This is a genomic window from Phyllobacterium myrsinacearum, assembly GCF_014138285.1.
Lineage (GTDB): Bacteria > Pseudomonadota > Alphaproteobacteria > Rhizobiales > Rhizobiaceae > Phyllobacterium > Phyllobacterium myrsinacearum_A.
The window spans coordinates 220,231-243,875 of sequence record NZ_JACGXN010000003.1 but is presented as its reverse complement, the minus strand read 5'-3'; the positions used below and the strand labels follow the sequence as shown (position 1 = coordinate 243,875).

Here is a 23,645-nt window from a genome sequence, read left to right as displayed (position 1 = left end):
CCACGCACCATGGATTTGCGAACGGCCCTTAACCTGGAGTGAGAGATGACCGCTGCTGTCCTGTTCGAAAACGTATCACGCCATTTCGGAGCAGTCCGAGCCGTCGATGCGGTCGATCTTGCTGTTGCCGAAGGCGAATTCTTCGCCATGCTCGGCCCTTCCGGCTCGGGCAAGACAACCTGCCTCCGTCTGATGGCCGGTTTCGAACAGCCGACTCACGGGCATATCGAGATTTTCGGTGAAACCGCCGAAGGTGTTCCGCCCTACCGGCGCAACGTCAACACGGTGTTTCAGGACTATGCGCTGTTTCCGCACCTGAGCATTCTCGACAATGTTGCCTATGGTCTGATGGTCAAGGGTGTCGTACGGGAAGAGCGGCGCAAGGCGGCGGAAGATGCACTTGCTATGGTTAAACTGCCTGGCTACGGCGCAAGGCGGCCCGGCCAGCTCTCCGGCGGTCAGCGACAGCGCGTGGCGCTGGCCCGTGCGCTCGTCAACAAGCCGAAAGTTCTTTTGCTCGACGAACCTTTGGGCGCGCTGGATCTGAAGCTGCGTGAACAGATGCAGGAAGAACTGAAGACCCTGCAAAAGTCGCTCGGCATCACTTTTGTCTTCGTGACCCACGATCAGGGTGAAGCACTGTCCATGGCTGACCGCATAGCCGTTTTCAATGACGGCAAGATCCAGCAGTTGGGCACGCCGGAGGATGTGTACAAGCGACCAAAGACCCGTTTTGTTGCGGATTTCGTAGGCTCTTCCAATATTTTGCAGCCGGAGTTTGTCACCCAACTGGGAGCGGGGCAGCAGCTTGCCAGTCTGCGTCCCGAAGCCATCGGCCTGAACAGCAAAAAGGAGGGGCAGCTCGCTGTTTCCGGTGTTGTCCTCTCACGCAGTTTCCTCGGAGCGTCCAATCGCGTCACCGTCAACGTCGGCGGGACCAAACTCCATGTGATGAGCCCGGCTTCTAGCCCTGTGCCGGAGGAGGGCAGCAATGTCACATTGAGCTTTGCCCCCGCTGATCTCCATCTGATGGAGACGACACCATGAGTGCCATTACCGGCGAACAGGCCATTTTGATCGAGAAACCGGGCCTTGCCGGTCGAATCTCGGACTTCTTCTGGAAACATCCACATGTTTTTCTGGCCGTCATGCTGGCTCCGCCACTGTTATGGCTTGGTATCATATATCTCGGCTCCTTGCTGGCGTTGCTGCTGCAGAGTTTTTTCTCGATAGATGACTATTCGGGACTGGTGAACTATGAGTTCACGCTCTCCACATATGGCCAGCTGCTGAACGAAGCCAATCTCGACATCATCATCCGCACAGTGTCGATGGCGGCAATCGTAACCCTGTTTTCTGCTCTGATCGCTTTTCCCATTGCCTATTATGCGGCGCGCTATGCCAGGGGAAAATGGAAGGCGATTTTTTATCTCGGTGTGATGTTGCCGCTCTGGTCGAGCTATCTTGTCAAGATTTATGCGTGGAAGCTGATCCTTGCCAAGGAAGGCATTCTGACATGGTTTCTTGCCAAGTTGAATCTGCTTTGGCTGCTGGATGCATGGCTCTCTATTCCGGTTATCGGAGGCAACTCCCTTTCGGTCAGCTATACCGGGACATTCATCGTCTTCGTCTATGTCTGGATGCCGTTCATGATCCTGCCGATCCAGGCCTCCCTGGAACGTGTTCCTGCTAACCTCATTGAAGCGTCGTCAGACCTCGGAAGCACCCCGCAACAGACATTCCGACATGTTCTGTTTCCGCTGGCGCTACCGGGGATTGTCGCCGGTTCGATCTTCACCTTTTCGCTGACACTTGGCGACTACATCATTCCGCAGATCATAGGCTCGTCACGTCTGTTCATCGGTCAGGCGGTTTATGCGCAGCAGGGTACTGCGGGTAACATTCCGCTTGCTGCCGCCTTCACTGTCGTACCGATTGTTATCATGGGACTGTATCTCTGGATGGCCCGCAAGATGGGAGCTTTTGATGCGCTCTGACCGCTCCACCTCCGCTCCGCCGGGTCTGAAGATTGCCGCGGCTGGCGGATTGCTCTTCCTGCATCTGCCGATCATGCTGATTTTTCTTTATGCCTTCACCACGGAGGAAAAGAGCTATCAGTTTCCGCCGCCGGGCCTGACGCTGCAATGGTTCGCGGTGACATGGAATCGCCCTGACGTCTGGGAGGCGCTGAGCCTTTCGGTTCGGGTGGCTTCCATTGCAACGGCGATTGCCCTGGTACTCGGAACACTTTGCGCAGCAGCCGTCAGCCAAACACGGTTTTTCGGGCGGGAGACCATTTCGCTTCTGGTCATCCTGCCGATTGCCTTGCCCGGTATCATCACCGGTATTGCGCTACGCTCGGCTTTCAGCATGGCGGACATTCCCTTCTCGATCTGGACTATCGTGCTCGGTCACGCCACATTCTGCGTCGTGGTTGTCTATAACAACGCGGTTGCCCGGTTTCGCCGTGTTTCCGGGTCGCTGGTCGAAGCCTCCATGGATCTCGGCGCCAACGGTTTACAGACATTCCGCCATGTCATCCTGCCAAATATCAGCACCGCCTTGCTGGCCGGGGGCATGCTGGCTTTTGCCTTGTCCTTCGACGAGGTCATTGTCACCACGTTCACCGGCGGGCAGCAATCGACTCTGCCGATCTGGATGCTGCAGGAACTGATCCGCCCGCGTCAGCGCCCCGTCACCAATGTGGTGGCAATGGTTGTGGTGCTGGTTACCTTTCTGCCGATCCTTGCCGCCTATTACCTGACACGTGACGGCGACCAGATCGCCGGTTCCGGTAAATAATTCAAAGACTATGGGAGAACGACATATGGACACACAACTGCTGATCGGGTCGAAGTTCGAGACCGGAACCGAGGTTGAGGAGCACATTCTCAACCCAAAGACCGGCGCCGGTATTATCGACCTTGCCGAGGCCTCCCACAGCCAGATCGATGCAGCGGTTGATGCTGCCGAAAGAGCATTCGCCGCCTGGTCGCAAACAACACCGGCAGAACGGTCGGGGTATCTTCTGAGGATTGCCGATGCCATCGAGAGGGAAGCCGATGACTTCGCCGCACTTGAAGCCCTGAACTGCGGCAAACCCATCAATGCGGTGCGCAATGATGAACTCCCCGCCATCGTCGATTGCTGGCGATTTTTCGCTGGCGCGGTTCGTTCCATGCATGCGCCCGTGGCGGGTGAATATCTGCCAGGACATACATCCATGATCCGGCGTGATGCCATTGGGATCGTCGGCTCCATCGCGCCATGGAATTATCCGTTGATGATGATGGCATGGAAACTCGCACCTGCCATCGCGGGCGGGAATACAGTGGTCTTCAAGCCTTCTGAACAGACACCTCTCACGGCATTGAAGATGGCGCGCCTGCTATCCGGCATTCTGCCGGAAGGAGTTGTCAATGTCATACTTGGGCGCGGCGAGACTGTAGGCAACGCGCTTATCAACCATCCCAAGATAGGTATGGTGTCGATCACCGGCGATATCGCTACCGGCAAGAAAGTGTTGCAGGCGGCCGCCAAGACCGTGAAGCGCACACATCTTGAACTCGGGGGCAAGGCGCCTGTCATCATCTATGACGACGCTGATCTCGAGGCGGTAGTCAATGGCATCCGAACGTTCGGTTATTACAATGCCGGGCAGGATTGTACGGCCGCTTGCCGCATTTATGCGCAGGACGGTATCTACGAGAAACTGGTCGCAGACCTGACGTCTGCGGTTTCCACTATCCGGTTCAATGAAGTCGATGATACGGTCAACGAGATCGGACCATTGATCTCCAGCCGTCAGCGCGACCGCGTGGCGAGCTTCGTTGAACGTGCGACGGAGCAAAAACATATCGAGATCACCACGGGCGGCCGTGCCGGCAGCACCCATGGCTTCTTCTTCCAGCCGACGGTTGTTGCCGGTGCCACACAAGAGGACGAGATCGTCCGGCGTGAGGTCTTCGGGCCGGTGGTTTCCGTGACGCGGTTCCGTGCCGATGATGAAGCCGTCAATTGGGCCAATGACAGCGATTATGGTCTCGCGTCTTCCGTCTGGACCAAGGATATTTCCAAGGCGATGAAGACCGCCTCGCGACTGCAGTACGGTTGTACCTGGATCAACACGCACTTCATGCTAACCAATGAAATGCCGCATGGTGGTGTCAAGCAGTCGGGCTACGGAAAGGATATGTCGATCTATGCACTGGAGGATTACACGGCCGTTCGCCATATCATGATCAATCATGGCTGAATGACTTGGGGAGGCCCCGGAACATATGAGGCGTTGAATTATCTCACCCGGTGGATAGATACCACAGCCAAAACGACAATGCGTGGAGCAATGCAGTAGGTCAGCGTGGCCCTGCGGCCGGTTGTTGTCGTGGCATGGCCGGTATTGAGGTTCACGGCAATATCCTCATAGTCGAGGATTACACCGTCGAGCGGATAAGCCGCCTTGTAAACGGCTTCCTTGGCTGAAAAGAGAAGGCGGCCGGCAAGATTCGCGTCTACCGCATCGATCACATCAGCTTGAATTGCAACGAGCGCGAGAATGTCATCGGGCAGGGGGATGGCGGGTTCCACGTCGATGCCGATGGAGCCAATACGGGAAACAGGCGCAACTGCCGCCACGGCCATTTCTTCGTCATGGGCCAGAGAACCGGTGATGCTCTCGGGCCAGACAGGTGCGCCGGATGGTGAGCGCAGGACAGCCATATTCTTTTGGCCAAAGTCCGCAAGCAGCAAGTGCGCGATCCACCGCGCCGCGCCGCTTGCCTGTCGCATGGCGGGATGGCGAGCCGGGATGGAATGTGCTTCCGCAGGCATGAGCTGAGCTTCATCCTCATCGCGAATAACACGGCACCCGACCCGGATACCCTGTGGTGCAATGGCAACCATTGCCTCCAGGAGAGCTGCCTCTCGGGAGAGAGCAGCAGGAAGGCGTTCGCGCATCACCGCTCGTTCGCCGGAAGCACCAGATCAGCGATCATTTCTCCGTCCTCGTCCAGCCCTTCCTCGATGAAGCCAGCGGCATGATAGAGGTGCCGGGCCCCTTCGTTCTCCGGTGCATAGCAAATCGAGACGTGCCTGATATGTCCAAGGGCACTGATTTCTTCCAACACCTTGCGCAGCGCAGCCTTGCCATAACCTTTGCCCTGATACTTCCGATCGATCATGAAGCGGTAGATTCGTGCCTCGTCATCATCTTCCGGTGCCTCGTACATCAGGAAACCGACTACGCGATCGTCTGTCATGATGGCGCGCGGTCGCGCATCTTTATCAACCACAGCCTCTTCCAGAGAATCCGAATTATCAGCAACAAAGCTCAACTGATCCGGCGCAAGCTCCAGAGCTGTCACCAAGGCATGGACAGCCTCGGTGACAGGCGTGAGATGAACGAGCATGGTTTGCCCTGATGTCATGCGGATGCCTTGGATCCGCGATTGAAAACAGGTGTGACGAACCGATTAAGCTTGGCGGGGTTGCCGCGCCATATGGAATGGGGCTCCAGCACTTCGCCCTTCATCACGAATGAATCGGCGTCGACCATCGAGCCTTCGCCCATCACCACCCCATAGTGAACAAATGCAGCCGGTCCGAGGGTGCAGCCCTTGCCGATGCGGATGAAATCGGATTTGAACGCACCTTCTTCCAGCGAATGGGCCTGAATGACACAGCCTTCGTTGAGGGTGGTGTCATCGCCGATTTCAACGAGGGACCGTTCGGTCAGATTGCTGCCGCCATCATAGACCCTTCGTCCCATCTTGACGCCCAGCAGGCGCAGGATCATTGGCCGGAAGGGCGTGCCGCTGAACAGACGGGTAATGGGCGAATCCGCCAGCTTCCAGTGGCGTTCGTGGTGCCAGAATGTAACGTCATAGATGGTCGTCATCTGTGGTTTCAGCTTGCCGAAGCCAAGGCTTGCCCGCTCCACCAGAATATAAAACGGTATGGTGATCACGGATGTCAGAAGGACAGCGACGAAGAGCGCGACTTCCGCCCATTCAGTGTAGTAGTTAAGCGCGCGATCCCAGATCACCAGTGTGGCAAATAACATGAACCACTGGGTCGCCAGAAACAGAAGGGCTGTCATCGCGTTGTAACGGTTCTTGAATTGCAGTCGATGGCGCCGGTCATCCTCACTGATGCCTGATATAAGTTCCTTATCCCGGTTCACCATCCGCGGGATCTCAAAGGACGGAGAGCCCAAAAGGCCCACATTCTCGCGTACCGGTCCGTCGATAGGGATCATCACTTTGGTACCGAGGAGGCAGTTTTCGCCGGTCTGTCCATCCGGGGGATAGTATATGTTGTTCCCCAGATAATTGCGCTCGCCGATCTTCGTATGGTCCAGTCTGAACGCGGAGGCTGACTTATGCATGTTGATCATGAAAAGTCCGTCCGACACCATGGTCTGGCTGCCTATCTCGCACAGGAGAGGGTTTTCATGCTGCTGGTTGCTTCCGAAATTGGAACCGGTCTGCACCACCTTGTTGAGGTTCCAGCCGATGGCGCGGATGTAGTGGACGATCGCGGAGCTGTCACCGAACAGGATGTTGAGCACGCGCGAATTGCTGCTGAACTCGACAACGGTCTGCAGCCAGTAGCGGAAACCGTACAGCGTATAGGTGCGGCCAGACTTCAAAACCAGACTCAGCACCCGAGGCACCACCGTCGCTGCGAACAGGGCTACAGCAATGTACCCAAGCAATGTGACGGTCGTGCCTATTGCGACAAGACCAATTGTCTCCTGATAATCGTCGCTTACATTCTGCCAATAGCTGTGGAACAGCAGCGGCAGAGGCGTGACAATGGTGAACAAGCCAATGAGCTGCACAGCTTCAAAAAGGATGCGCCGGATATTGGAAGAATTGACATTACGGACTTTGCAGTAGTCTGCCGTCGTCGGCAGAGCCGGTGACCCGTGCCAGTGTGCACCATCCGGAATGCTCTGTCCGCGCTGGAGTGAGGACGCGTGGCCAAGCTGGGTACGGTCACCCATTCTGGTGTCGATGTCGAGTGTGGACCCCACACCGACGAAGGCATCGTGACCGATAGTCAACCGCCCTGTATGGATATAACCCGACTGGGCGCGATAGCCGAGGATCATCGATTCCTTGCGCAGGATGGTGTTGTCGCCGATCGATATGAGATCAGTGCATACGGGTACAGCGCGGCACTCGATGACGGTGTTGCGTCCGAGTTTGGTCCCAAGAAGCCGTAGATAGAGATTGTACAGCGGACTGCCGCGGAAAAGAACCACGGGGGCGGTGCGGATCAATGTCTGTATGACCCAAAAGCGATAGTAGCGCAGTCCCCAGATGGGGAATACTTCCGGCTTCCAGCGGCCGACTAGAACCCATTTGGCAATGATGGCAACCGCCGACATTCCGAAGAAGACGCCACCTGAAAGCAGCACGCAGCGCAGGTAGAGCTGCAGCGGCTCGTCGAGCTTGTCATAGGTCCAGTTCAGCCCACGATTTAATACCCACAATCCAAAATAGCTGTAAAGACCATAGAACAGCAACTGTGCCATGCCGCAGGTCCAGTAGGCAATGTTCGACGCCCGGTGCGTAAGAACGCGCTCATTGATTGCAGTCGTCATCTCCTCCGGTATGCGCAGATGTTGTGCGAGCCGGGCCACGGTCGGGTAGAGATAAATGTCCCGCATGGACGCCGTTGCCCATTCTTTTCTGGTTCGCACCCGGGCGCAGAAGCGAGCCATAAGCAGAGAATTGGCCCCGAGGTCGTCAAAGAAGTTATCCTCCACGGACACCTCGTCGAATTTCAGGACTTCAGTCAGAATACCGGCGAGAAAACGTTCGTCGTCATTGCTGGGTGGCGTTATTGTTCGCTCGGCGGACAGTCGAACGCTTGTCGGCTTTGGAAGCTGACGCAGATCCGCCTTGTTCGAGACAGTCATTGGAATCGCCGGCAGTTCTTCCAGATAGGAAGGCACCATGTAGTCAGGCAGGCGTCGTTTCAGCTCCCCGGCTATGTCAGCACGGGAGATCGGCGGCAACCCGCTCTTGGATGCATAATAGGCAACAAGTTCCACACGGCCAGGCTCGATCTCCCAAGTCGTAACGGCAGCCTGGGCAATCGCCGGCTGATCCAGCAGCACTGCTTCGATCTCTCCGAGCTCGATACGGTAGCCGCGGATTTTCACCTGGGTGTCGATGCGGCCGTTATACTCAATTTCTCCGCCGTCGTTGATGCGGCCAAGATCGCCTGTACGGTAAATGCGCTTTGACGGATTGTTTGGCAGGTCAAGAAAGTCGGCAATGAATTTCTGCTCAGTCAGATCGGGCCTGTTGAGATAGCCCACAGCAAGTCCGATGCCCGCGATACAGATTTCACCCAGTTCCCCTGGTTCGGCAAGCGCTGGCACCACAGGGTCAAGAATGACGATGGAGTAGGTTGGCAACGGAGCGCCGATGGTTACGGCCTTCTCAGGCGTAAGAATGCCCATTGTCGCCGTAACGGTGGCTTCGGTGGGGCCATAGGTATTGAGAATTTGCCGTCCAGGCCTGGACCAGCGCACCACGAGGTTATGAGAGCATGCCTCGCCGCCCACCAGCAGTGCCCGTAGACTGGGTACGTCGCTCTCTATTGAAGACAGCAACGTCGGGCTGCAGGCCATGCAGGTCACCTCGTTCGCCCGTAGAAAATCAGCCAGTTCCTCGCCCACGAGGGTAAGCGGTCCTGGCGCCGGTACAACTGTTGCACCGGCGGCAAATGGCACCCAGATTTCCTCTGCGGAGAAATCGAAGGCGATGGTCATGCCTTGATAGACCCGGTCATCCGGCCGGTACCCGTAGGATGCCGCAGCCACGCGCACGAAATTGCAAATGCTCGGGTGGGTGATGACCACACCCTTGGGCCTGCCTGTCGTGCCCGATGTGTAGAGGATGTAGCAGGTATCATCAAATGTGACGCCTGTGGCTTCCGGCTGCAACGGCGCGTCGGACATTGCCGTGATTTCGGCGGCGGAGCTGTCAACCAGCACGTGCGGAACCGGCAGCTGTTCGACCCGGGAGGAATAGGCTGCGATGGTGATAATCAGCCCGACACTGGCGTCTTCGAGGATGAGTTTCATCCGCTCTTCCGGAAAAGCGGTGGCGAGAGGCACGAAAGCTGCTCCTGCCTTCATGACGGCGAGCAGTGCAACATAGGTCTCGGCGGATCGGTCGAGGAGGAGTCCCACCCTGTCGCCCGGCCGTACGCCCTTATCCTTCAGGAAGCGGGCGAACTGATTGGCACGCCTGTTCAGCTCTGCATATGTCCAGACCCGCCCATCCGAGACGACGGCCGACGACGAAGTGTAAGTCGCGGCGAGTTGTTCGAAAAAGCCATCGAGCCGCTCGTCCGGGCGTCCCTTCGGTGAAAAGTCGGCACCCAACAGAACCTGCGGGTGTGCGATCGTTTGAGAAGCAGCGGCAGATTTTGCAATCGCGTCAGCATTTTCGAAGTCAGCCCTTGCTCCGGACTGGTCGACTGAGTTTTCCGTGGTGCCCTTGTCGAGGCCGACACCATCAATACCGTGATCCATTTCCATACTTTCCAGTCGTAGATCGACCATCGCCGGGCATATGTTCACGCAAGGCGTCTGCCGTGTCTTCCGCAAGCATTGTCTGTCGGCTGGTTGTGCTGTGCAGGGGCGGTCGCAATTGACCTCTCTGTCATGCGGGCGGAATACCCTAAGCTTCGATAAAAGAAAAGCCCGCAACTCTCACGGACCGTTGCTTTGTACTGCGATCCGTATGTCTTTCTCAAAGTACAAAGACAAAAGAACGGTCAGTTATAACGTTCAATGAAATCTGCCATGGAAAGAAAGTTTCTTCGCTCATTCCACCTCGTAGCGGCTTGCACCTTCGATGTGGCGGCGCAAAAGAGCTTCGGCAAAGATCACATCGTTTTCGGCAAGCGCGTCAAGGATGGCGATGTGTTCGATACACACCTGACGAATGCGATCATAGGGGAGTCTTTCGAAGTAGGCATACTCGGTGATACGCCGCAGGCTGTTCTGCTGGCGCACGGCCTGCACGAGAAAGCGGTTGCCGGACCATATTGCCAGCGCCTCATGAAACGATGCATTGACATTGAACCACTGGTCGCGTTGCACCGATGCGACCGGAATATGCATGATCTCGGCCTGTTGTGCGCGGATGGATGCAAGATGATCCTTGTCTACTTTGAAGCCGGGATGCCGCAGGGCGCCGCACTCCAGAATCATCCGGAACTGATAGCTTTCTTCCTCAACCTGATCGGTATCGAGGCTTTCTGCAAAAGCCCAGCCATGTCCTCTTTGGCGTTGAACCAGACCTTCGGCGGCAAAACGCAAAAGCACTTTGCGAATGGTTCCGCGCGTGGAGTTGTAGCGTTCGGCCAGCAGCGTCTCTGAAACTTCCATCGGTATCGCGCCTGTCGCGCGATCCGCCATGAGCCGCTTGTGAATGTCTTCCAGCTCTGATGGCGGAGCGATGCCATCGATGCCGCTGTTTCCCTGCGGCAGCAGGGCAAGCACGTATCCCCGGCCTGGTGCGTGCGCGAGAACGCCGCGGCTCGCCAGCAAGGCGAGAGCAGACCGTATGGGAGAGCGGGAGACTCCCAGTCTCCTGGCCAGAGCAAAGTCAGATACGCGCTCTCCGACAGGCCAGCGCTCCGACGAGGCCAGGGAAACGATCTGACGGGCGATTTCTATCTGCAGGTCACTGACGGTCAATCTTGGCTCCATTTTCTTGACGGCTTATTTTTGCATAAAAGCCAATTGACACGCAATCATTGTGTATTAAAGTGTACGTAAATCAAACAAAATACACTGTAAGGCGCAACGATGAGTTCATATCCGACATCCTTTCCATTTGTTACCGTTTCCGGAACGCCATTTGAACGCGGTCGCCAGTACGGCGCTGCGGTGCCGGAGCGTGTGAAAACAAGTGTTGCGCTGTATGGCGATCAGCTCGCCAAATTCGGTTACAGCGCGGCGGAAAAGACGCGTTTCATCGAGGAGTTTGCCGGGGAGATTGCGAACTTCGGCGCGCACTATATCGAGGAGATGCGCGGGATTGCCGAGGGTGCCGGTGTGAACTTTGAGGACATTGTCATGATCAATGCCCGCACTGAAGTCATTGCCAAGGCGCGTCTGGAAAAAAACACTCCGCTGGACGAGGAGGATGAAATCGATGACGGCTGCACAGGTGCGGTTATCCTGCCGGAGCGAAGTGCGGATGGCACACTCATCCATGGTCAGAACTGGGACTGGAAGACCGAGTGTTCCGAGACTGCCATTGTACTTCGGGTTCTGCAGGATAACGGTCCGGATTTCCTTACATTCGTTGAAGCGGGCGGGCTCGCCCGAAACGGTATGAACAGCGCAGGCGTTTGCATCACGGCAAACTATCTTGAATCCGATCGCGATTATCGGCAGCAGGGGGTTCCGTTGGCGTTGATCCGGCGCAAGGCACTGGAGCAGGAGCATTTCGCACTCGCGATGCGTGCAGTTGCAGGAACACCGAAGGCCTGCTCCAACAATATGATCCTCTCGACCGGTGCGGGCTTTGCGATCGATCTTGAATGTGCGCCCGATGAGGTATTCCAGCTTTTGCCGACCAATGGCCTTGTTGTTCATGCGAACCATTGGGTCAGTCCTGTTGCACTTTCAAAGCTTAAGGACACAGGTCTGCCACATGTGCCAGAAAGTCCATACCGCGATTGGCGGGTGCGCAAGATTCTGGAAGAAGCCGGTCCAAAGCTGTCCATTGCTGACATGAAGCGCGCATTCTTCGACGATTTCCTGACGCCCTACGCCGTTTGCCGGCCGCCGCGGCTCAACACCGAGGGCAATCTCTCGGCCACTGTCGCAATGGTCATCATGCATCCCGCAAGCGGCACGATGGAAGTTGCCTGCCTGCCGGCCATCAATCGTAACTTCACCCGCTACAGCCTTAACGCGGATCCGGTTCAAATCGCTGCCGCCTAGCGCGCCCAGGCTTTTCTTTCTTCAACCAACGGGCGCGAAGCCCGGATGAATAATGGGGTTCACGACATGAAGAATGCTCTTTTGGTTTCTCTGTTGTTCGGGCTGTTATGGACTGCGCCCGCCGCGGCGCAGTCCATAACAGCGGCAATTCCGGCTGATATTCGCAGCTCCAATCCCGGTGTAAATCGTGACGATTATACAGACGCTGTGGTCTTGCACACCGTCGAGGGTCTGGTTGGTTACAAGGAGGACGGTACAGTCGGTCCGCTTCTCGCGCAGAGCTATGAACTGTCCTCGGATGCATTGACCTATACATTCAAGCTCAGATCCGGCGTCAAGTTTCACAACGGGGAACCACTCACAGCCGAAGACGTGCTCTGGAGCTGGTCCCGTTATATGGATCCCAAGACTGAATGGCGTTGCCTACCGGAATTTGACGGCCGCAACGGGCTCAAGGTCGACGCAGTAACGGCACCAGATCCCCAAACGATTGTCATGAAAATCAACCATCCGAGTGCCATCTTTCTCGATACGCTGGCGCGCACCGACTGCGGAATGACGGCCGTCTTGCAAAAAGCGTCGGTAAAAGCCGACGGAAGCTGGGACAAACCCATCGGTACCGGGCCATACAAGTTTGGCGACTGGAAGCGTGGTGAATATATCACGCTCGATGCATTTGAAGGCTATGTTTCCCCGGTGGGCGACAAGGCAGACGGATATGTCGGTTCGAAGCGCCCGCTGGTCAAGGAAATCAAATTCCTTGTCGTTCCTGATCCGGCAACAGTGAAGGCTGGCCTTTTATCCGGTGCGCTTGATGTTGCATCTGTTCTGAGCACCGATATTCCGGAGTTTTCAGCCAATCCAAACTTTACGGTAACAACGGGGGCGGAAGCCTCCAAGCACACCTTTCTGATGCAGACCAAGGATTCATTGCTTTCCAAAGTGGAAATGCGGCAGGCTATTGCTGCAGCACTGGATCTACCAACACTGGTCGCGCAGGCGACAAACGGGACGGGCCGCCCCAATAATTCTGCCATTTTCCCGGGGTCGCGCTACTACAGTGATACCCAGAAGGAAGCTTTCGCTGTTGATCCTGCGAAGGTAGCGGACCTGCTCGCCAAAGCCGGATACAAGGGTGAAGAGATTACCATCATTGCCAACAAACGCCCAACGGCGCCGAGTTTTGATGCTGCTGTGGTCGCGCAGGCAATGCTTCAGGCCGTGGGAATTAACGCACGGATTGAGGTCCTGGATTGGTCAACCCAGCTCGACAGGTACAATTCCGGCAAATATCAGATGATGTCCTTCTCCTATTCAGCGCGGCTTGATCCGGCTTTGAGCTTCGAACAATTCTCGGGGCCCAAAGAGAAGCAGCCACGCAAGGTTTGGGACAATCCCGAGGCTTTGGAGCTTATTGCCAAAGCCATGGAGATTTCAGATCAAACACAACGGCAAGGCATATTCGACGAGCTTCACAAAAAGCTCCTGCATGACGTTCCCCTGATTATCTATTGCAATGGCACAGGTGAAACCGTCAGCAGCAAGCGTCTGGAAGGCACACCGGTCTGGCAGGCAAAGCTTCGCCTTTGGGAACTTGGTGTGAAGCAGCAATAGCTGTCCTCTGACAGGACTGGGAGATCAGCATGCTGAAATTTGCGCTCACCCGCATTGGCACAGCTATCCCGACATTGCTCATTGTCGCAGTGTCCGTATTCTTTCTCATTCGCCTCATTCCGGGTGACCCAGCTTCGCTGATGCTGGGTGACCTGGCCGATCCCGCCAGCCTTGCAGACTTGCGAGCCCGGCTAGGGCTTGATCAAAGTATTCCGGCGCAGTTCGTAATATGGCTGGGCAACATATTGCACGGCGATTTCGGCCGGTCGATCACCAATCAGCAGGAGGTTCTCCCTCTCATACTGGCGCGGTTGCGCATCAGTGCGGAGATCGTGCTGATTGCCGTGTTCCTGGCGAGTATTGTCGCCGTGCCTGCAGGGATGATTGCAGCCTGGCGGCAGAACAGCATTGTCGACGTGACTCTGGTGGGCGGTGCCACTCTCTTGCTCTCTATCCCGGCGTTCTGGATGGGCCTGCTTCTGCTGTTGTTTTTCGGCCTGAAGCTGGGTTGGCTGCCTATGCTCGGCTATGTCTCCATGACGCAGAACCTTCCACAAGGACTGCTTTATATCGTCCTGCCCGTGGTCACATTGTTTCTGCACGAGATCGGCGTGATCCTGCGCATGGCACGCGCTTCGACGCTGGAGGTCATGCAACTTGATTACATCACGCATGCCCGGGCCAAGGGACTGTCTGAATCCGCGGTTCTCTGGCGACACGCCTTCAAAAATGCCTTCGGTCCGACGTGGACGCTCATTGGCATCGTTCTGGGCAATCTGCTTGGCGGCATTGCGGTGGTTGAAACGGTGTTCACAATCCCCGGCCTCGGGCGGTTGCTTGTCGATGCAATTTTCGCTCGAGACTATCCCGTCATCCAAGGCTGCCTTCTGCTCATTGCAACGGTCTACGTGCTGGTAAACCTCGTTGTTGATCTGCTCTATCCCATATTTGATCCGAGAGTGACCGCCGAATGAGAAATCTCGCTCCCAACACGCTGATAGGCAGCGCTCTTGTCGGAACACTTCTGGCCGGGGCATTTATGGGCGCGGTCTGGACTCCATACGACCCGCTTGGCCTTAATTTCAAACTCAAACTTGCCGGGCCAAGCGCTGCGCACTGGCTGGGAACAGACGAATTCGGCCGTGATGTGCTCAGCCGGTTGCTCGCCGGTGCTGCGACCAGTTTCTGGATAAGCCTGTTGACCGTTGTTCTAGCGGTGGCTGCAGGCACCCTGATCGGCATATTGACGGGTTATTTCCGGGGCTGGGTCGATCGTATCGTCATGACATTCAATGATGCGCTGTTGGCATTTCCCGGAATCCTGCTGGCACTCGGACTGCTCGCTGTTGTCGGGGCCAACAAATACGGCATCATTCTGGCTCTTGGATTGGCCTATACACCGACGGTCGTTCGGATTGTTCGCGGCAACGTCCTGTCGTTGCGGGAACGTGAATTTATCGAAGCGTCCCGCGTCATGGGTAATTCGAACGCCTACACGATGTTTCGCCACATTCTGCCCAATTGTATCGCACCGCTTACAGTTCTTGCCACGTCCATGTTCGGCTGGGTACTGCTTGCCGAAAGCGCGTTGAGCTTTCTTGGTCTTGGTGTGCCTCCGCCCGCACCGACGTGGGGCAATATGCTCGCGAGCGGCCGTCCATTCATATCCCAAGCCGTTTGGCTGGCCATATTTCCCGGTCTCTGCATCTCGCTGACTCTGCTCGGAATTAACCTCCTTGGCGATGCACTGCGTGACAAACTCGATCCACGAATGAGGGGCTGACGATGCAGGAGAAATCACCACTGCTCGATGTGCGCGGCCTTTCCCTGGAGGTGGCACGGACAGGTATCAAAATACTGAAGAACATCAGCTTCGATGTGAAAGCGGGTGAGATCGTTGGGATCGTCGGCGAGTCCGGTTCCGGAAAGTCCATGGCGGCACGTGCAATCATTGCCCTTAATCCGTCGGCTGTGCAACGCACCACCGGAACAATAAGTTTCGAAGGCCGGGATATCGGCACCATGCACAAGCGCGATCTGCAGGCGTTACGGGGTGCCCGGGTTGGCATGGTTTTTCAGGAGCCGATGACCTCTCTTAACCCATCAATGAGGATAGGCCGTCAATTGGAAGAAGGGCTGCGGCTTCACCGGCGGCTGACAAGCCGGGAGCGTCACAGGCTGATTGTCGAGATGCTTGCCCGCGTTGGCTTGAACGATCCGCAAACGGCGCTCGCAGCCATGCCGCATCATTTCTCCGGTGGCATGCGCCAACGCATCATGCTGGCAGCAGTGATGCTGCTGAAACCGGCACTGCTGATCGCCGACGAGCCAACCACGGCATTGGACGCAGTGGTTCAGCGCGACGTACTCGAACTGATGGTTGACCTGACGCGTGAGAACAACACGGCCGTTCTGATGATCAGCCATGATTTGGCGATGGTTGCAAAATATTCAGATCGTGTCGTGGTCATGTCGCAAGGCGAAATCGTCGAGCAGGGGGATACCAGGAACCTGCTGCGTGCGCCGCAACATCCCTATACGCGCAAGCTTCTTTCCGCCTTGCCGCACCGCGTGCCTGCGCGGGCTGTGGAGGTTTCTCCCATTGCAAGGATAAATGTCGACGGTCTTGTCGTCGACTTCGCGGCGCGTCGAAGTCTTCTGCGTAAGGGGCAGCCCAAGCGTGCCTTGAATGGTGTCAGCCTGAGCGTCATGCCGGGCGAGGTTGTGGCGGTGGTCGGCGGCTCCGGTTCCGGCAAGACGACGTTAGGGCGTACAATTGCCGGGCTTATCAAGCCAACCGACGGTAAAATCCTTTTCAACGGCAAGCCCATCCAAATATCGGCCACCGATTACGTTGATTACCGGCTGAATTGCCAGATGGTTTTTCAGGATCCCTACTCGTCGCTCGATCCACGCATGACAATCGGGAGTCTGGTTGGGGAGGCACTGCGTCATTCGACGGAACTGACGAACAAAGAGAAAAACATGCGTGTCGCGGATGTTCTCGATGAAGTTGGGCTGTCCCCGGAATTTGCGTCCCGTTTCCCGCACCAGCTTTCGGGCGGACAGCGCCAGCGCGTCGCTATTGCCCGAGCAGTTGTAAGGCGGCCGCAATTCGTAATCGCCGATGAACCGGTTTCGGCGCTGGATGTCACGGTTCGTGCACAGGTGCTCAAGCTTTTTGCGGAACTGCAGAGAAAGCATGGTTTCTCATGTCTGTTCATCAGCCATGATCTGGCTGTTGTCGAGCAAATCGCCGATAGAGTTATTGTGATGAACCATGGCGTCATCGTTGAAGAAGGCCGTCGTGACGCAATCTTCGACAGCCCTCAGCATGAGTACACCCGCAAACTGCTTCAGGCCATTCCGGCGCTCTTTGGGACAGAAAATGGCGGTGTGGAGCTGGGATGGCGTTTTGACGACGCTGGCAGGAAAACAGTCAATGGTCGGCCCTGACAGGCGCTCTGATTGTCGGTGCTAACCGCCGGACAATTTTCCCGCGTTTTTGGCCCTGTAACGGATGCGCAATCGGCCACGCGGCTTCTCAGCACGAGATGAAATGGCGGCCGCCGTCTCTGCGAGCTCCGTCAACAGCGCGGCTGTTCGCTCAAATAGGGCGCGTCCTTCCTCGGTAAGCTTCAGGTTGCGAGCTGAAGGCAGCACGGTCCCGGGCGTCGGCCACGCTCTGGACCGAAGAAGCGCCGAGAGTAGTTTCCCAACGGCGGGAGTTGGTCCATAAACCGCCATCATCCTCGGCTGCTGCGACAAATGCAAGCTGGTTCCATAAATCCCGTTGCGGGATTTTCGGTTGTAACCGCCGGAGGGTATGAGCATCGAGCCACCGTGCGGTGCTGCTTAGGATAGTTACAATCCCGAGATGGTAAAACCGTTGCCGCGGTAGTTGCCGACACGGCAAATACCGTCAATATTCAACTATTGTCGAGATTACGATTATCTGTTCTCAAAATAATGGGTGCTGGGGCTATGGCCTAGCGTGGAGCATGTCATGCCCTCTATGTTTTGTTTACAGGGGCACCACTTAAGAATGCAATCGCGGAATCGCCACGATGACCAAGAGGAAAGCAATCGAGGCTGCGATTATCACCCCTACGCTGCAAGCGGCTGCGCCAGCAATGACTTTGAGGTTTTGATATCCCGGGATGATACCCAGCGCAACAATGAGGGTGCAGACGGTGGGCGCGAGAATAATCCAGGGCTTGTATTGAAAATTTCCGATCCCCTCCAAAAGTGTAAAAACTGAAGGGGCAAAGACTTGTGTCATCAAAGTCAGCGGCAAAACCAATAGCCAGATGATCAGGGCGATGAATGCTCCGTCTCTGAATGTCTTTGTGTGTGGGATGGTTGAATTTCGCATATCGTTTTAACCTTGGTCTCCTCAACCCCGCATTCTCTCTAAAGGCTCAATTCGCAGTGGAGGGGTTTGTCGGGTGCGCCAGATACTTATCCGCTTGGTCCTGCGTAACCCACAAGCATCAGGAAGGGTATGAGGAGAGCCAATTGAATAGCACGTTTGGTGGATCTGAAAGGAGCCAGCCAAGCATTGGATCGGTGGTTCTGCTTCTGTCTGTCGGGGTCATCAAGTTTCACCAGGAGTTCAGGATAGGCCAAGGCCGTTAGATCTGCCCCTTCATAGTCGCCACGACTGTTTACCGGATATTGCTGCCCGGAAAGCCTTGCGCTCCATGTCATATAAAGAGGCGGGTCGATATCGCCGACAACATTGCCATTTGACGGGGAAAACCCGTAGGTAGTCAACCGTGAACGCGTCTGATCGCTCAAGATGGTTTTGGTTTCGGACAGACTTGGATCATACCCTCCATACATCACCTCAATGTCAATCGTTGCCGCCCCATCTTTGGTGAGATCGATTGGGCTGACAATAAATCGGCTTGGGTTGCCCAGCGCCCGATCAGCGTCGTGTGTCTCGTTTTGCAGGTCAATTGCGCCATTAAGCTGATTGTCAGGCAATATGAATTCATAATCGTGTTGGCCCGTCCTCAACAGTAATCGATCGCCACTTGCATTCAGCCTGATGGTTGAAAGAGGTTCGCTTGTCTGCTCCGGGGTTTCTGGAAAGTCTGTTTCATCGGGGACAAGCAAAGACGCTGTCACAAAAGCCAGACCAACAACTGCGACAATCCAAATGCATGATTTCAGCATGATGCCATTCTATCGGGAGACTTTGGACCAGTATCAATCTTTGCCATTCAAGTTCAAAACTTTGCTATCACGATGAATGCGTTGCCACCATCAGGAACGTGCTCTGTCACTTTCGAATGGAATATCCGGCTATCAACACTCCCACTCCCAGAACGACAAAAAGTAAGCATCCATACGGGAAGTACGCAATGACGAATTCAGAAAGTGGATGGGATCCATAAGGTCCGCCTGAAACTGAGGCAACCATGAGAACAACCTCGAACAGCCACCAAAGTCCCATGATTGTTGCTACGGCAAGACAACTCCACCCGGCACTTATCATTCTCAACATTTCTCGTGATTATTTTGCATGAGCCGGAGAGGCGTTGCCACGTTGTAATTGCATTGAAGAACGTGGCATTGAAACAATGTAGTAGTTGAACATGCAACCTGATTCACCAAGCAATTAACCAGTGGAAACATCATGCGGAAATTTCTGGGTATCATCGTTATTGCGGCACTTGTCGGGATCGCGGCCGTTTATTTTATGTACGGGCCAAGCTTCCTCATGGGAGGCCCAAAGACCAGTGATATCGTCAATGTGTCCCGTTCCACCATGGTTGCAACAGCGACCAGTCCTTCTGAGGCTGACCTCGCCAGGAGTGCGGATATTTCGCCCAAAGGCCTCTGTAATCATGTTGGAGAGGGCTATGCCTGCATCGTTAATGTCAGGATCAATGGTGCCGCGCCAACCAGCCTTGTTACCGTTCTTAAGAAAGGATCAGACGGCACATGGATCTCGGCTAATTAGGGTAGGGCATTGGGCGGTATTTTTCCAAGCCCGCGTTGCTCGCCAAACGAAAGGGCGCGAGTGATTGTTCGACAAAACCAGATGCCGCGTATGCCGGATCCATGCCCTTCAGTTCAAAAGTCATCTCGACGGCCGTATTGCCTTGTCAGGGTCAAAAAGATTTTTGATTTGAACGGTCGCTCCTACCGCCGGATTATTGTGACCTTGGCGCTGGGCTTGGGTCTGTCAGGGCTGGTTGAACAAGCTCAGGCACAATTTGGCCCAACAGGCGTTAGCGGTCTGCCCGCCTTACTTGTGTTTGGACCGTGGTTCATTCTTCTCGTGGTATTGCTCGGCGCTTGGTGCTTGTTTCCTGCCGGGAGACCACGCCTTTGCACGGCGGTGCGACGTGCCATTATCGTTTATGCAATCATTGAAATCGTGCCGATTTCAGTATGTCGGGTCTTAAAGTCGTATTTGATGTTGGACAACAGGCAGGTCCGGTGTTTTGGGCCCTGTCGATGATGGGTATTATCTTTTCCGGACTTGTGCTTGTGTTATTCATACTGGTGGCGCTGACCCTCGATTGGGTTGCTTATCTTTGGCGCGGGGGGGAAATTGCGGGACTGGTCCAGCGACCATCAACCTTTATCAGGACCCGTAATACCGGAGCGGTCATTTCTCAGTCAAACTTAATATCAATGCAGGAACACCGATTTGAAACCTGAGATAGCGCCTGTCATAAGTGCTGTATTGTCGTTGATGATGGTGGGCTTTGCCATTGCGGCAATTGCAAGCTGGAAGGGCAAAAGGCCTCTATCCTGGTTCTTCTTTGGCATTATATTTTTCGTGCTGGCTTTGCCCGTAGCGCTCTTTGCACACAGGGAAGGAGACAATCGTCGCGTGATGACCTCTTGTCTGATAGCTATGGCATTCCTGTGTCTGTCGCTGTCTGTATTGATAGAAATTGGCCTGAGATGAACACCAAAGTCTCTTTCTTTCCAATGGGCGGAATATCATCTGGAGGGATTGGAAACTTCTGTTCGAGGCAGCGTAGTACGGAATTTACATGTCCGCCCAGATGGCCCCACAAAGGATTGAAATGAAATACTACAACAGGATTAGCCTCGCCATCAGCGTGCTCGTTTTGTCGGCCTGGCTTTACTTCTGTTTGAGTTACTCGCCTCGGCATGGCGGTGATGGGATGGGACCGGATCCGCGTGGTCTGATATTGGTCTTATCGGCCTGGTTGGTGGGAGCCATCATGCTGCATTCAAGTATTCTGTCCATGGTATTGGCAGCGTCGAAAGAGCCGGCCAATTTTGTGCACAGACGAGAATACAGAATCTGCGTCTGGATCAATATCGTTTCATGGATCCCCTTTCTGCTCATCATGTACGCGATGGCAGGTTGAACACTCAGTTTGGCGGTTCAAACGAAATTCAAGTAGCGACTTTTTGTACATACCCTCACGCTTCTCTTGTCGGAGTTACAATGCGGCAAATTCTTATCATGTTGGGTTCTTTTGCAATGGTGAGCCTTTCCGTCAACGCATGGGCTGATCCTGGCTATGACGCGTATATGAATGAGGATTATGCCACCGCCCTGAAACACTGGAGGCCGCAGGCAGAACGTGGTGACGCGTATTCGCAGTTCAGTATTGGCGTAATGTACAGCAATGGCGAGGGTGTCACTCAAGATGATGCAAAAGCGATTTACTGGTATCGCAAGGCTGCCGAAAATGGCGAGATGGAAGCCCAGCTTGTCCTTGGAGATATCTATCGGGACGGGAGCGGCGTTAAACAGGACAAGAAAGAAGCTGCGAAATGGTATCGCGAGGCGGCCAAGCTTGGGCATGCCGGTGCGAAGTACCAACTCAATCAGTTAAGTTCTGATCCATGCATTCAACTGAGCCCGAACGACAATTACGTCAAAGGTTTTAAATCCACCATTTTTGCCAATATCGTCACAGGAAAAGACGTCAAAAAGGCAAAAGCCATGCTGGCCTGCGGTGCTTCCCTGAATGCAGTCGATGGCGAGGGTTATTATCCAATACACCTTGCAGCCACTCGAAGCACACGGGATATGATCGAGCTTCTGCTTGTCAGTGGTGCCAAGGTGAATGAGCGCAGTACGATAACGGGAGAATCCCCGCTTCACCTTGCAGTCATCTATAACAAGGACCCTGCGGTAATCAGGACCTTGCTCGAACACGGAGCAGACCGGAACCAGATCAACAATGCGGGAAAAACGCCAATACAGAGTACTGAGAATCCCGCAACAATTGAATTGCTGAAATAGCCGCTCGCTGACCGCAAAATATGTAGCGTGGGTTCAAAAGAATGGAGACTGAAGGATGATTGCGCGCTTATCCGTCGCTGGAGGGTTGCTGATCCTGACCACGGTATTGGCTCAAGCCGAAAAAGAGTATGATCCCAATGCCGTGAATGTCGTTGATGCGATCAACTGCAAACTCGATGCGCGCCAGTATATGGGTTTTTCTGTAACGTTGAGTGCCGGGGATGGCGGTTTCAAAAAAAGGCGCTGGAAGAAACAGGAATCAGGCAACTTGTTCCTCTCGCAATATAGGCTTCCTTCACCGATTGAGGTTGCCGGCTATAAAACCAATAAAATTGTGTTCAGTGCCAACGCTGTGCTTGCAGTGCTTGATGTTGCCGATCCGAGTAAATTGGCGCTACAGGAAAAGATTCAGAATAGTTTTCCTGGATCAGATAAGTTTCTTGGCGAGCGCGAGCTGATAAACAAGGTCGAAAAGGACCAGGATACAGGCTGGACTGTCACCACACGGATCACGCGGAATATATCCACTGTCAGCAGTCACCCCGGCAAAACGCTAGTCGGCTGTTCCTACGATGTGAATGTAAAATTGCCGGGTGAAGAATAGCCTTCTCCCACACTACGATCTGGTGCCAAAACCGTGTCGATTATGTTTGAAGATCAAACTTACAGTTCAGACAAATTGTGCTTAAGCTGTCGTAAGTAGCTCCGTCGGCATCATTTGGGTCGGAAGAGACCCAAGTGAGTGGATCCTTGCCACAGCGGGGGCAGCTAAATGCAGAGATATGCTTGATCTGAATGGCTAGCAATCCAGCCGCCACCCCGAACCCAAGACCAAATATCACCACAAACGGTAAGTTCTGGCCTGCTGCGGATAGGGATGCCCCCACAAACGAGCAAAACAAAATGAGCGAATATCGTTTTGCGCGGTAACGGCACCTGTTATATTCGGCAAGCGTCATGTCCAAAGTCCGGCACTGTTTTTCCCATCGTCAGCTAGCTTCCAATTGTTGTGAAGAAGCCGTCATTTTCATAAGTGACGTTAATAACGGAATAGCCGGATGTGAAGTCGCATTCGGCCGCTTGTTCAGTTGTGTAGGGAATAATTTGGCCGACTGGAAAGCTGCCCGTCTGGACATAAAAGACCGCCTCCGGAGCGCAGTAAAGCTGGCTATTGGGAACGGGTGTGATGAAGCTCGACAATGTTATGCTGCCATCCTGATTGATAGCAGCACACCCGCAATAAAGTTCTGCCGCAGTTGAGGCAGCATAGGTCGGTATTTCCACTCCGAAATGTCCTGCGTTGAGGTTGGTCTGATAATGGGGGGCAGACAATCCCAGGGGAGATGTTGTCATCACTGAATAATTGTCGACGGTTTGGGTTGGCGTCGTCGTGGTCAATTCGATTGGTTGTATAGCGGCCGTTACCCCGGTCGTGTCTGCCGCTGCTGTCAAAAAGATGTTGGCATCCAACATTGTCGCCGTTGACAAAGCGGTATTGCTTTTCGCGCCGACATAAATCTGCTCATCAAAACCGAACTCCAACTGCGCTCCGGAACTGCTGTTGGGAGCAAGAAGTCCGCAGGCGAGACTACTGGCAAGGACATTGGGCGAAATTCCCGAATTGGTGAATGTCGCTTGCTTTTGAAAAGCATAGAACGACATGTTCCGCGCGGACATGTTTTTGATGATGATGTGGTATTGATAGCTCACGATTTTTGCTCTTGTCGCCGCCTGATTAATTCAAGGCACTCACCTGAATTCTTGTAGATATGTGTGCTGTAAAACAAACGCTTC

General features: G+C 54.7%; 21 protein-coding genes and 1 pseudogene. 13 read left to right on the top strand and 9 right to left on the bottom strand.

The features are described from left to right. Positions 1 to 45: 45 nt before the first annotated feature. Genes FHW16_RS13405 through FHW16_RS13390 form a run of 4 tightly spaced genes read left to right on the top strand, consistent with a single transcriptional unit; the run spans position 46 to position 4,255 of the window. On the top strand, positions 46 to 1,047 hold the full coding sequence (locus tag FHW16_RS13405; RefSeq protein ID WP_182549714.1) for an ABC transporter ATP-binding protein: 1,002 nt from the start codon (positions 46 to 48) through the stop codon (positions 1,045 to 1,047). Then, positions 1,044 to 1,997 (top strand): ABC transporter permease, encoded by a 954-nt coding sequence (locus FHW16_RS13400; protein WP_182549713.1) that lies wholly within the window; start codon positions 1,044 to 1,046, stop codon positions 1,995 to 1,997. Before FHW16_RS13405 ends, FHW16_RS13400 begins: the two co-directional genes overlap by 4 nt. Then, entirely contained in the window at positions 1,987 to 2,802 is an 816-nt protein-coding gene (locus tag FHW16_RS13395) for an ABC transporter permease (protein ID WP_182549712.1), read from the top strand. The genes FHW16_RS13400 and FHW16_RS13395 overlap by 11 nt, the downstream gene beginning before the upstream one ends. Positions 2,803 to 2,827: 25 nt before the next feature. Then, entirely contained in the window at positions 2,828 to 4,255 is a 1,428-nt protein-coding gene (locus FHW16_RS13390; protein WP_182549711.1) for a gamma-aminobutyraldehyde dehydrogenase, read from the top strand. A 38-nt stretch (positions 4,256 to 4,293) separates the two neighbouring features. On the opposite strand, the gene FHW16_RS13385 is transcribed toward FHW16_RS13390, so the two are convergent. The 4 genes from FHW16_RS13385 to FHW16_RS13370 all read right to left on the bottom strand — a co-directional run bounded on the left by FHW16_RS13385 (position 4,294) and on the right by FHW16_RS13370 (position 10,729). Continuing rightward, positions 4,294 to 4,956: a 4'-phosphopantetheinyl transferase family protein gene (locus FHW16_RS13385; protein ID WP_182549710.1), complete on the bottom strand. Its 663-nt coding sequence runs from the start codon at positions 4,954 to 4,956 to the stop codon at positions 4,294 to 4,296. Further along, positions 4,956 to 5,408, bottom strand: coding sequence for a GNAT family N-acetyltransferase (locus tag FHW16_RS13380; RefSeq protein ID WP_246711751.1), 453 nt, complete (start codon positions 5,406 to 5,408; stop codon positions 4,956 to 4,958). The genes FHW16_RS13385 and FHW16_RS13380 overlap by 1 nt, the downstream gene beginning before the upstream one ends. 14 nt (positions 5,409 to 5,422) lie before the next feature. Then, positions 5,423 to 9,562 carry a Pls/PosA family non-ribosomal peptide synthetase gene (locus FHW16_RS13375; protein WP_182549953.1) on the bottom strand — a complete coding sequence of 1,380 codons (4,140 nt, stop codon included), beginning with the start codon at positions 9,560 to 9,562 and terminating at the stop codon, positions 5,423 to 5,425. 288 nt (positions 9,563 to 9,850) lie between these two features. Further along, positions 9,851 to 10,729, bottom strand: coding sequence for a GntR family transcriptional regulator (locus FHW16_RS13370; RefSeq protein WP_210278120.1), 879 nt, complete (start codon positions 10,727 to 10,729; stop codon positions 9,851 to 9,853). Between the two features lie 111 nt (positions 10,730 to 10,840). Here FHW16_RS13370 and FHW16_RS13365 point away from each other — a divergent pair, with 111 nt between their 5' ends. From FHW16_RS13365 to FHW16_RS13345, 5 genes are all read left to right on the top strand, one after another. Beyond that, on the top strand, positions 10,841 to 11,986 hold the full coding sequence (locus FHW16_RS13365) for a C45 family autoproteolytic acyltransferase/hydolase (RefSeq protein WP_182549707.1): 1,146 nt from the start codon (positions 10,841 to 10,843) through the stop codon (positions 11,984 to 11,986). A 66-nt stretch (positions 11,987 to 12,052) separates the two neighbouring features. Next, entirely contained in the window at positions 12,053 to 13,600 is a 1,548-nt protein-coding gene (locus FHW16_RS13360) for an ABC transporter substrate-binding protein (protein WP_210278119.1), read from the top strand. A gap of 29 nt (positions 13,601 to 13,629) precedes the next feature. Beyond that, complete coding sequence (locus FHW16_RS13355) at positions 13,630 to 14,574, top strand: ABC transporter permease (RefSeq protein WP_182549705.1); 945 nt, start codon at positions 13,630 to 13,632, stop codon at positions 14,572 to 14,574. After that, positions 14,571 to 15,383: an ABC transporter permease gene (locus FHW16_RS13350; RefSeq protein WP_182549704.1), complete on the top strand. Its 813-nt coding sequence runs from the start codon at positions 14,571 to 14,573 to the stop codon at positions 15,381 to 15,383. The genes FHW16_RS13355 and FHW16_RS13350 overlap by 4 nt, the downstream gene beginning before the upstream one ends. A 2-nt stretch (positions 15,384 to 15,385) precedes the next feature. Beyond that, positions 15,386 to 17,056, top strand: coding sequence for an ABC transporter ATP-binding protein (locus FHW16_RS13345; protein ID WP_182549703.1), 1,671 nt, complete (start codon positions 15,386 to 15,388; stop codon positions 17,054 to 17,056). Positions 17,057 to 17,119: 63 nt separating this feature from the next. On the opposite strand, the pseudogene FHW16_RS13340 reads toward FHW16_RS13345, so the two are convergent. The 3 genes and pseudogenes from FHW16_RS13340 to FHW16_RS13330 form a co-directional block, all read right to left on the bottom strand. Next, positions 17,120 to 17,251, bottom strand: a pseudogene (locus FHW16_RS13340) (LysR family transcriptional regulator); the annotation flags it as partial. A gap of 388 nt (positions 17,252 to 17,639) precedes the next feature. Next, positions 17,640 to 17,975, bottom strand: coding sequence for a hypothetical protein (locus FHW16_RS13335; RefSeq protein WP_182549702.1), 336 nt, complete (start codon positions 17,973 to 17,975; stop codon positions 17,640 to 17,642). An 86-nt stretch (positions 17,976 to 18,061) separates the two neighbouring features. After that, positions 18,062 to 18,781 (bottom strand): hypothetical protein, encoded by a 720-nt coding sequence (locus FHW16_RS13330; protein WP_182549701.1) that lies wholly within the window; start codon positions 18,779 to 18,781, stop codon positions 18,062 to 18,064. Between the two features lie 463 nt (positions 18,782 to 19,244). On the opposite strand from FHW16_RS13330, the gene FHW16_RS13325 reads away from it, so the two are divergent. Next, on the top strand, positions 19,245 to 19,571 hold the full coding sequence (locus FHW16_RS13325) for a hypothetical protein (RefSeq protein ID WP_182549700.1): 327 nt from the start codon (positions 19,245 to 19,247) through the stop codon (positions 19,569 to 19,571). A gap of 677 nt (positions 19,572 to 20,248) precedes the next feature. Here the strand turns inward: FHW16_RS13325 and FHW16_RS13320 are convergent. Continuing rightward, on the bottom strand, positions 20,249 to 20,389 hold the full coding sequence (locus tag FHW16_RS13320; RefSeq protein ID WP_182549699.1) for a hypothetical protein: 141 nt from the start codon (positions 20,387 to 20,389) through the stop codon (positions 20,249 to 20,251). Positions 20,390 to 20,619: 230 nt separating this feature from the next. On the opposite strand from FHW16_RS13320, the gene FHW16_RS13315 reads away from it, so the two are divergent. Genes FHW16_RS13315 through FHW16_RS13305 form a run of 3 tightly spaced genes read left to right on the top strand, consistent with a single transcriptional unit; the run spans position 20,620 to position 22,455 of the window. After that, entirely contained in the window at positions 20,620 to 20,964 is a 345-nt protein-coding gene (locus FHW16_RS13315; RefSeq protein ID WP_182549698.1) for a hypothetical protein, read from the top strand. After that, a complete protein-coding gene (locus FHW16_RS13310; protein ID WP_182549697.1) occupies positions 20,922 to 21,851 on the top strand; it encodes an ankyrin repeat domain-containing protein in 930 nt (309 codons plus the stop codon). The genes FHW16_RS13315 and FHW16_RS13310 overlap by 43 nt, the downstream gene beginning before the upstream one ends. A 55-nt stretch (positions 21,852 to 21,906) precedes the next feature. Continuing rightward, positions 21,907 to 22,455: a hypothetical protein gene (locus FHW16_RS13305; RefSeq protein WP_182549696.1), complete on the top strand. Its 549-nt coding sequence runs from the start codon at positions 21,907 to 21,909 to the stop codon at positions 22,453 to 22,455. A 389-nt stretch (positions 22,456 to 22,844) separates the two neighbouring features. On the opposite strand, the gene FHW16_RS13300 is transcribed toward FHW16_RS13305, so the two are convergent. Beyond that, complete coding sequence (locus tag FHW16_RS13300; protein WP_182549695.1) at positions 22,845 to 23,561, bottom strand: hypothetical protein; 717 nt, start codon at positions 23,559 to 23,561, stop codon at positions 22,845 to 22,847. Between the last annotated feature and the right edge of the window lie 84 nt (positions 23,562 to 23,645).

Bases quoted from the DNA above. Each gene is read 5' to 3' on its own strand.
- FHW16_RS13355 (WP_182549705.1), top strand. From the start codon at position 13,630: ATGCTGAAATTTGCGCTCACCCGCATTGGCACAGCTATCCCGACATTG.
- FHW16_RS13385 (WP_182549710.1), bottom strand. From the start codon at position 4,956: ATGCGCGAACGCCTTCCTGCTGCTCTCTCCCGAGAGGCAGCTCTCCTG.
- FHW16_RS13325 (WP_182549700.1), top strand. From the start codon at position 19,245: ATGCGGAAATTTCTGGGTATCATCGTTATTGCGGCACTTGTCGGGATC.
- FHW16_RS13310 (WP_182549697.1), top strand. From the start codon at position 20,922: ATGGATCCCCTTTCTGCTCATCATGTACGCGATGGCAGGTTGAACACT.
- FHW16_RS13380 (WP_246711751.1), bottom strand. From the start codon at position 5,408: ATGCTCGTTCATCTCACGCCTGTCACCGAGGCTGTCCATGCCTTGGTG.
- FHW16_RS13315 (WP_182549698.1), top strand. From the start codon at position 20,620: ATGTCCGCCCAGATGGCCCCACAAAGGATTGAAATGAAATACTACAAC.
- FHW16_RS13405 (WP_182549714.1), top strand. From the start codon at position 46: ATGACCGCTGCTGTCCTGTTCGAAAACGTATCACGCCATTTCGGAGCA.
- FHW16_RS13305 (WP_182549696.1), top strand. From the start codon at position 21,907: ATGATTGCGCGCTTATCCGTCGCTGGAGGGTTGCTGATCCTGACCACG.
- FHW16_RS13330 (WP_182549701.1), bottom strand. From the start codon at position 18,781: ATGCTGAAATCATGCATTTGGATTGTCGCAGTTGTTGGTCTGGCTTTT.
- FHW16_RS13395 (WP_182549712.1), top strand. From the start codon at position 1,987: ATGCGCTCTGACCGCTCCACCTCCGCTCCGCCGGGTCTGAAGATTGCC.
- FHW16_RS13365 (WP_182549707.1), top strand. From the start codon at position 10,841: ATGAGTTCATATCCGACATCCTTTCCATTTGTTACCGTTTCCGGAACG.
- FHW16_RS13320 (WP_182549699.1), bottom strand. From the start codon at position 20,389: ATGCCAAAGAAGAACCAGGATAGAGGCCTTTTGCCCTTCCAGCTTGCA.
- FHW16_RS13350 (WP_182549704.1), top strand. From the start codon at position 14,571: ATGAGAAATCTCGCTCCCAACACGCTGATAGGCAGCGCTCTTGTCGGA.
- FHW16_RS13400 (WP_182549713.1), top strand. From the start codon at position 1,044: ATGAGTGCCATTACCGGCGAACAGGCCATTTTGATCGAGAAACCGGGC.
- FHW16_RS13345 (WP_182549703.1), top strand. From the start codon at position 15,386: ATGCAGGAGAAATCACCACTGCTCGATGTGCGCGGCCTTTCCCTGGAG.
- FHW16_RS13335 (WP_182549702.1), bottom strand. From the start codon at position 17,975: ATGCGAAATTCAACCATCCCACACACAAAGACATTCAGAGACGGAGCA.
- FHW16_RS13375 (WP_182549953.1), bottom strand. From the start codon at position 9,562: ATGGAAATGGATCACGGTATTGATGGTGTCGGCCTCGACAAGGGCACC.
- FHW16_RS13360 (WP_210278119.1), top strand. From the start codon at position 12,053: ATGAAGAATGCTCTTTTGGTTTCTCTGTTGTTCGGGCTGTTATGGACT.
- FHW16_RS13390 (WP_182549711.1), top strand. From the start codon at position 2,828: ATGGACACACAACTGCTGATCGGGTCGAAGTTCGAGACCGGAACCGAG.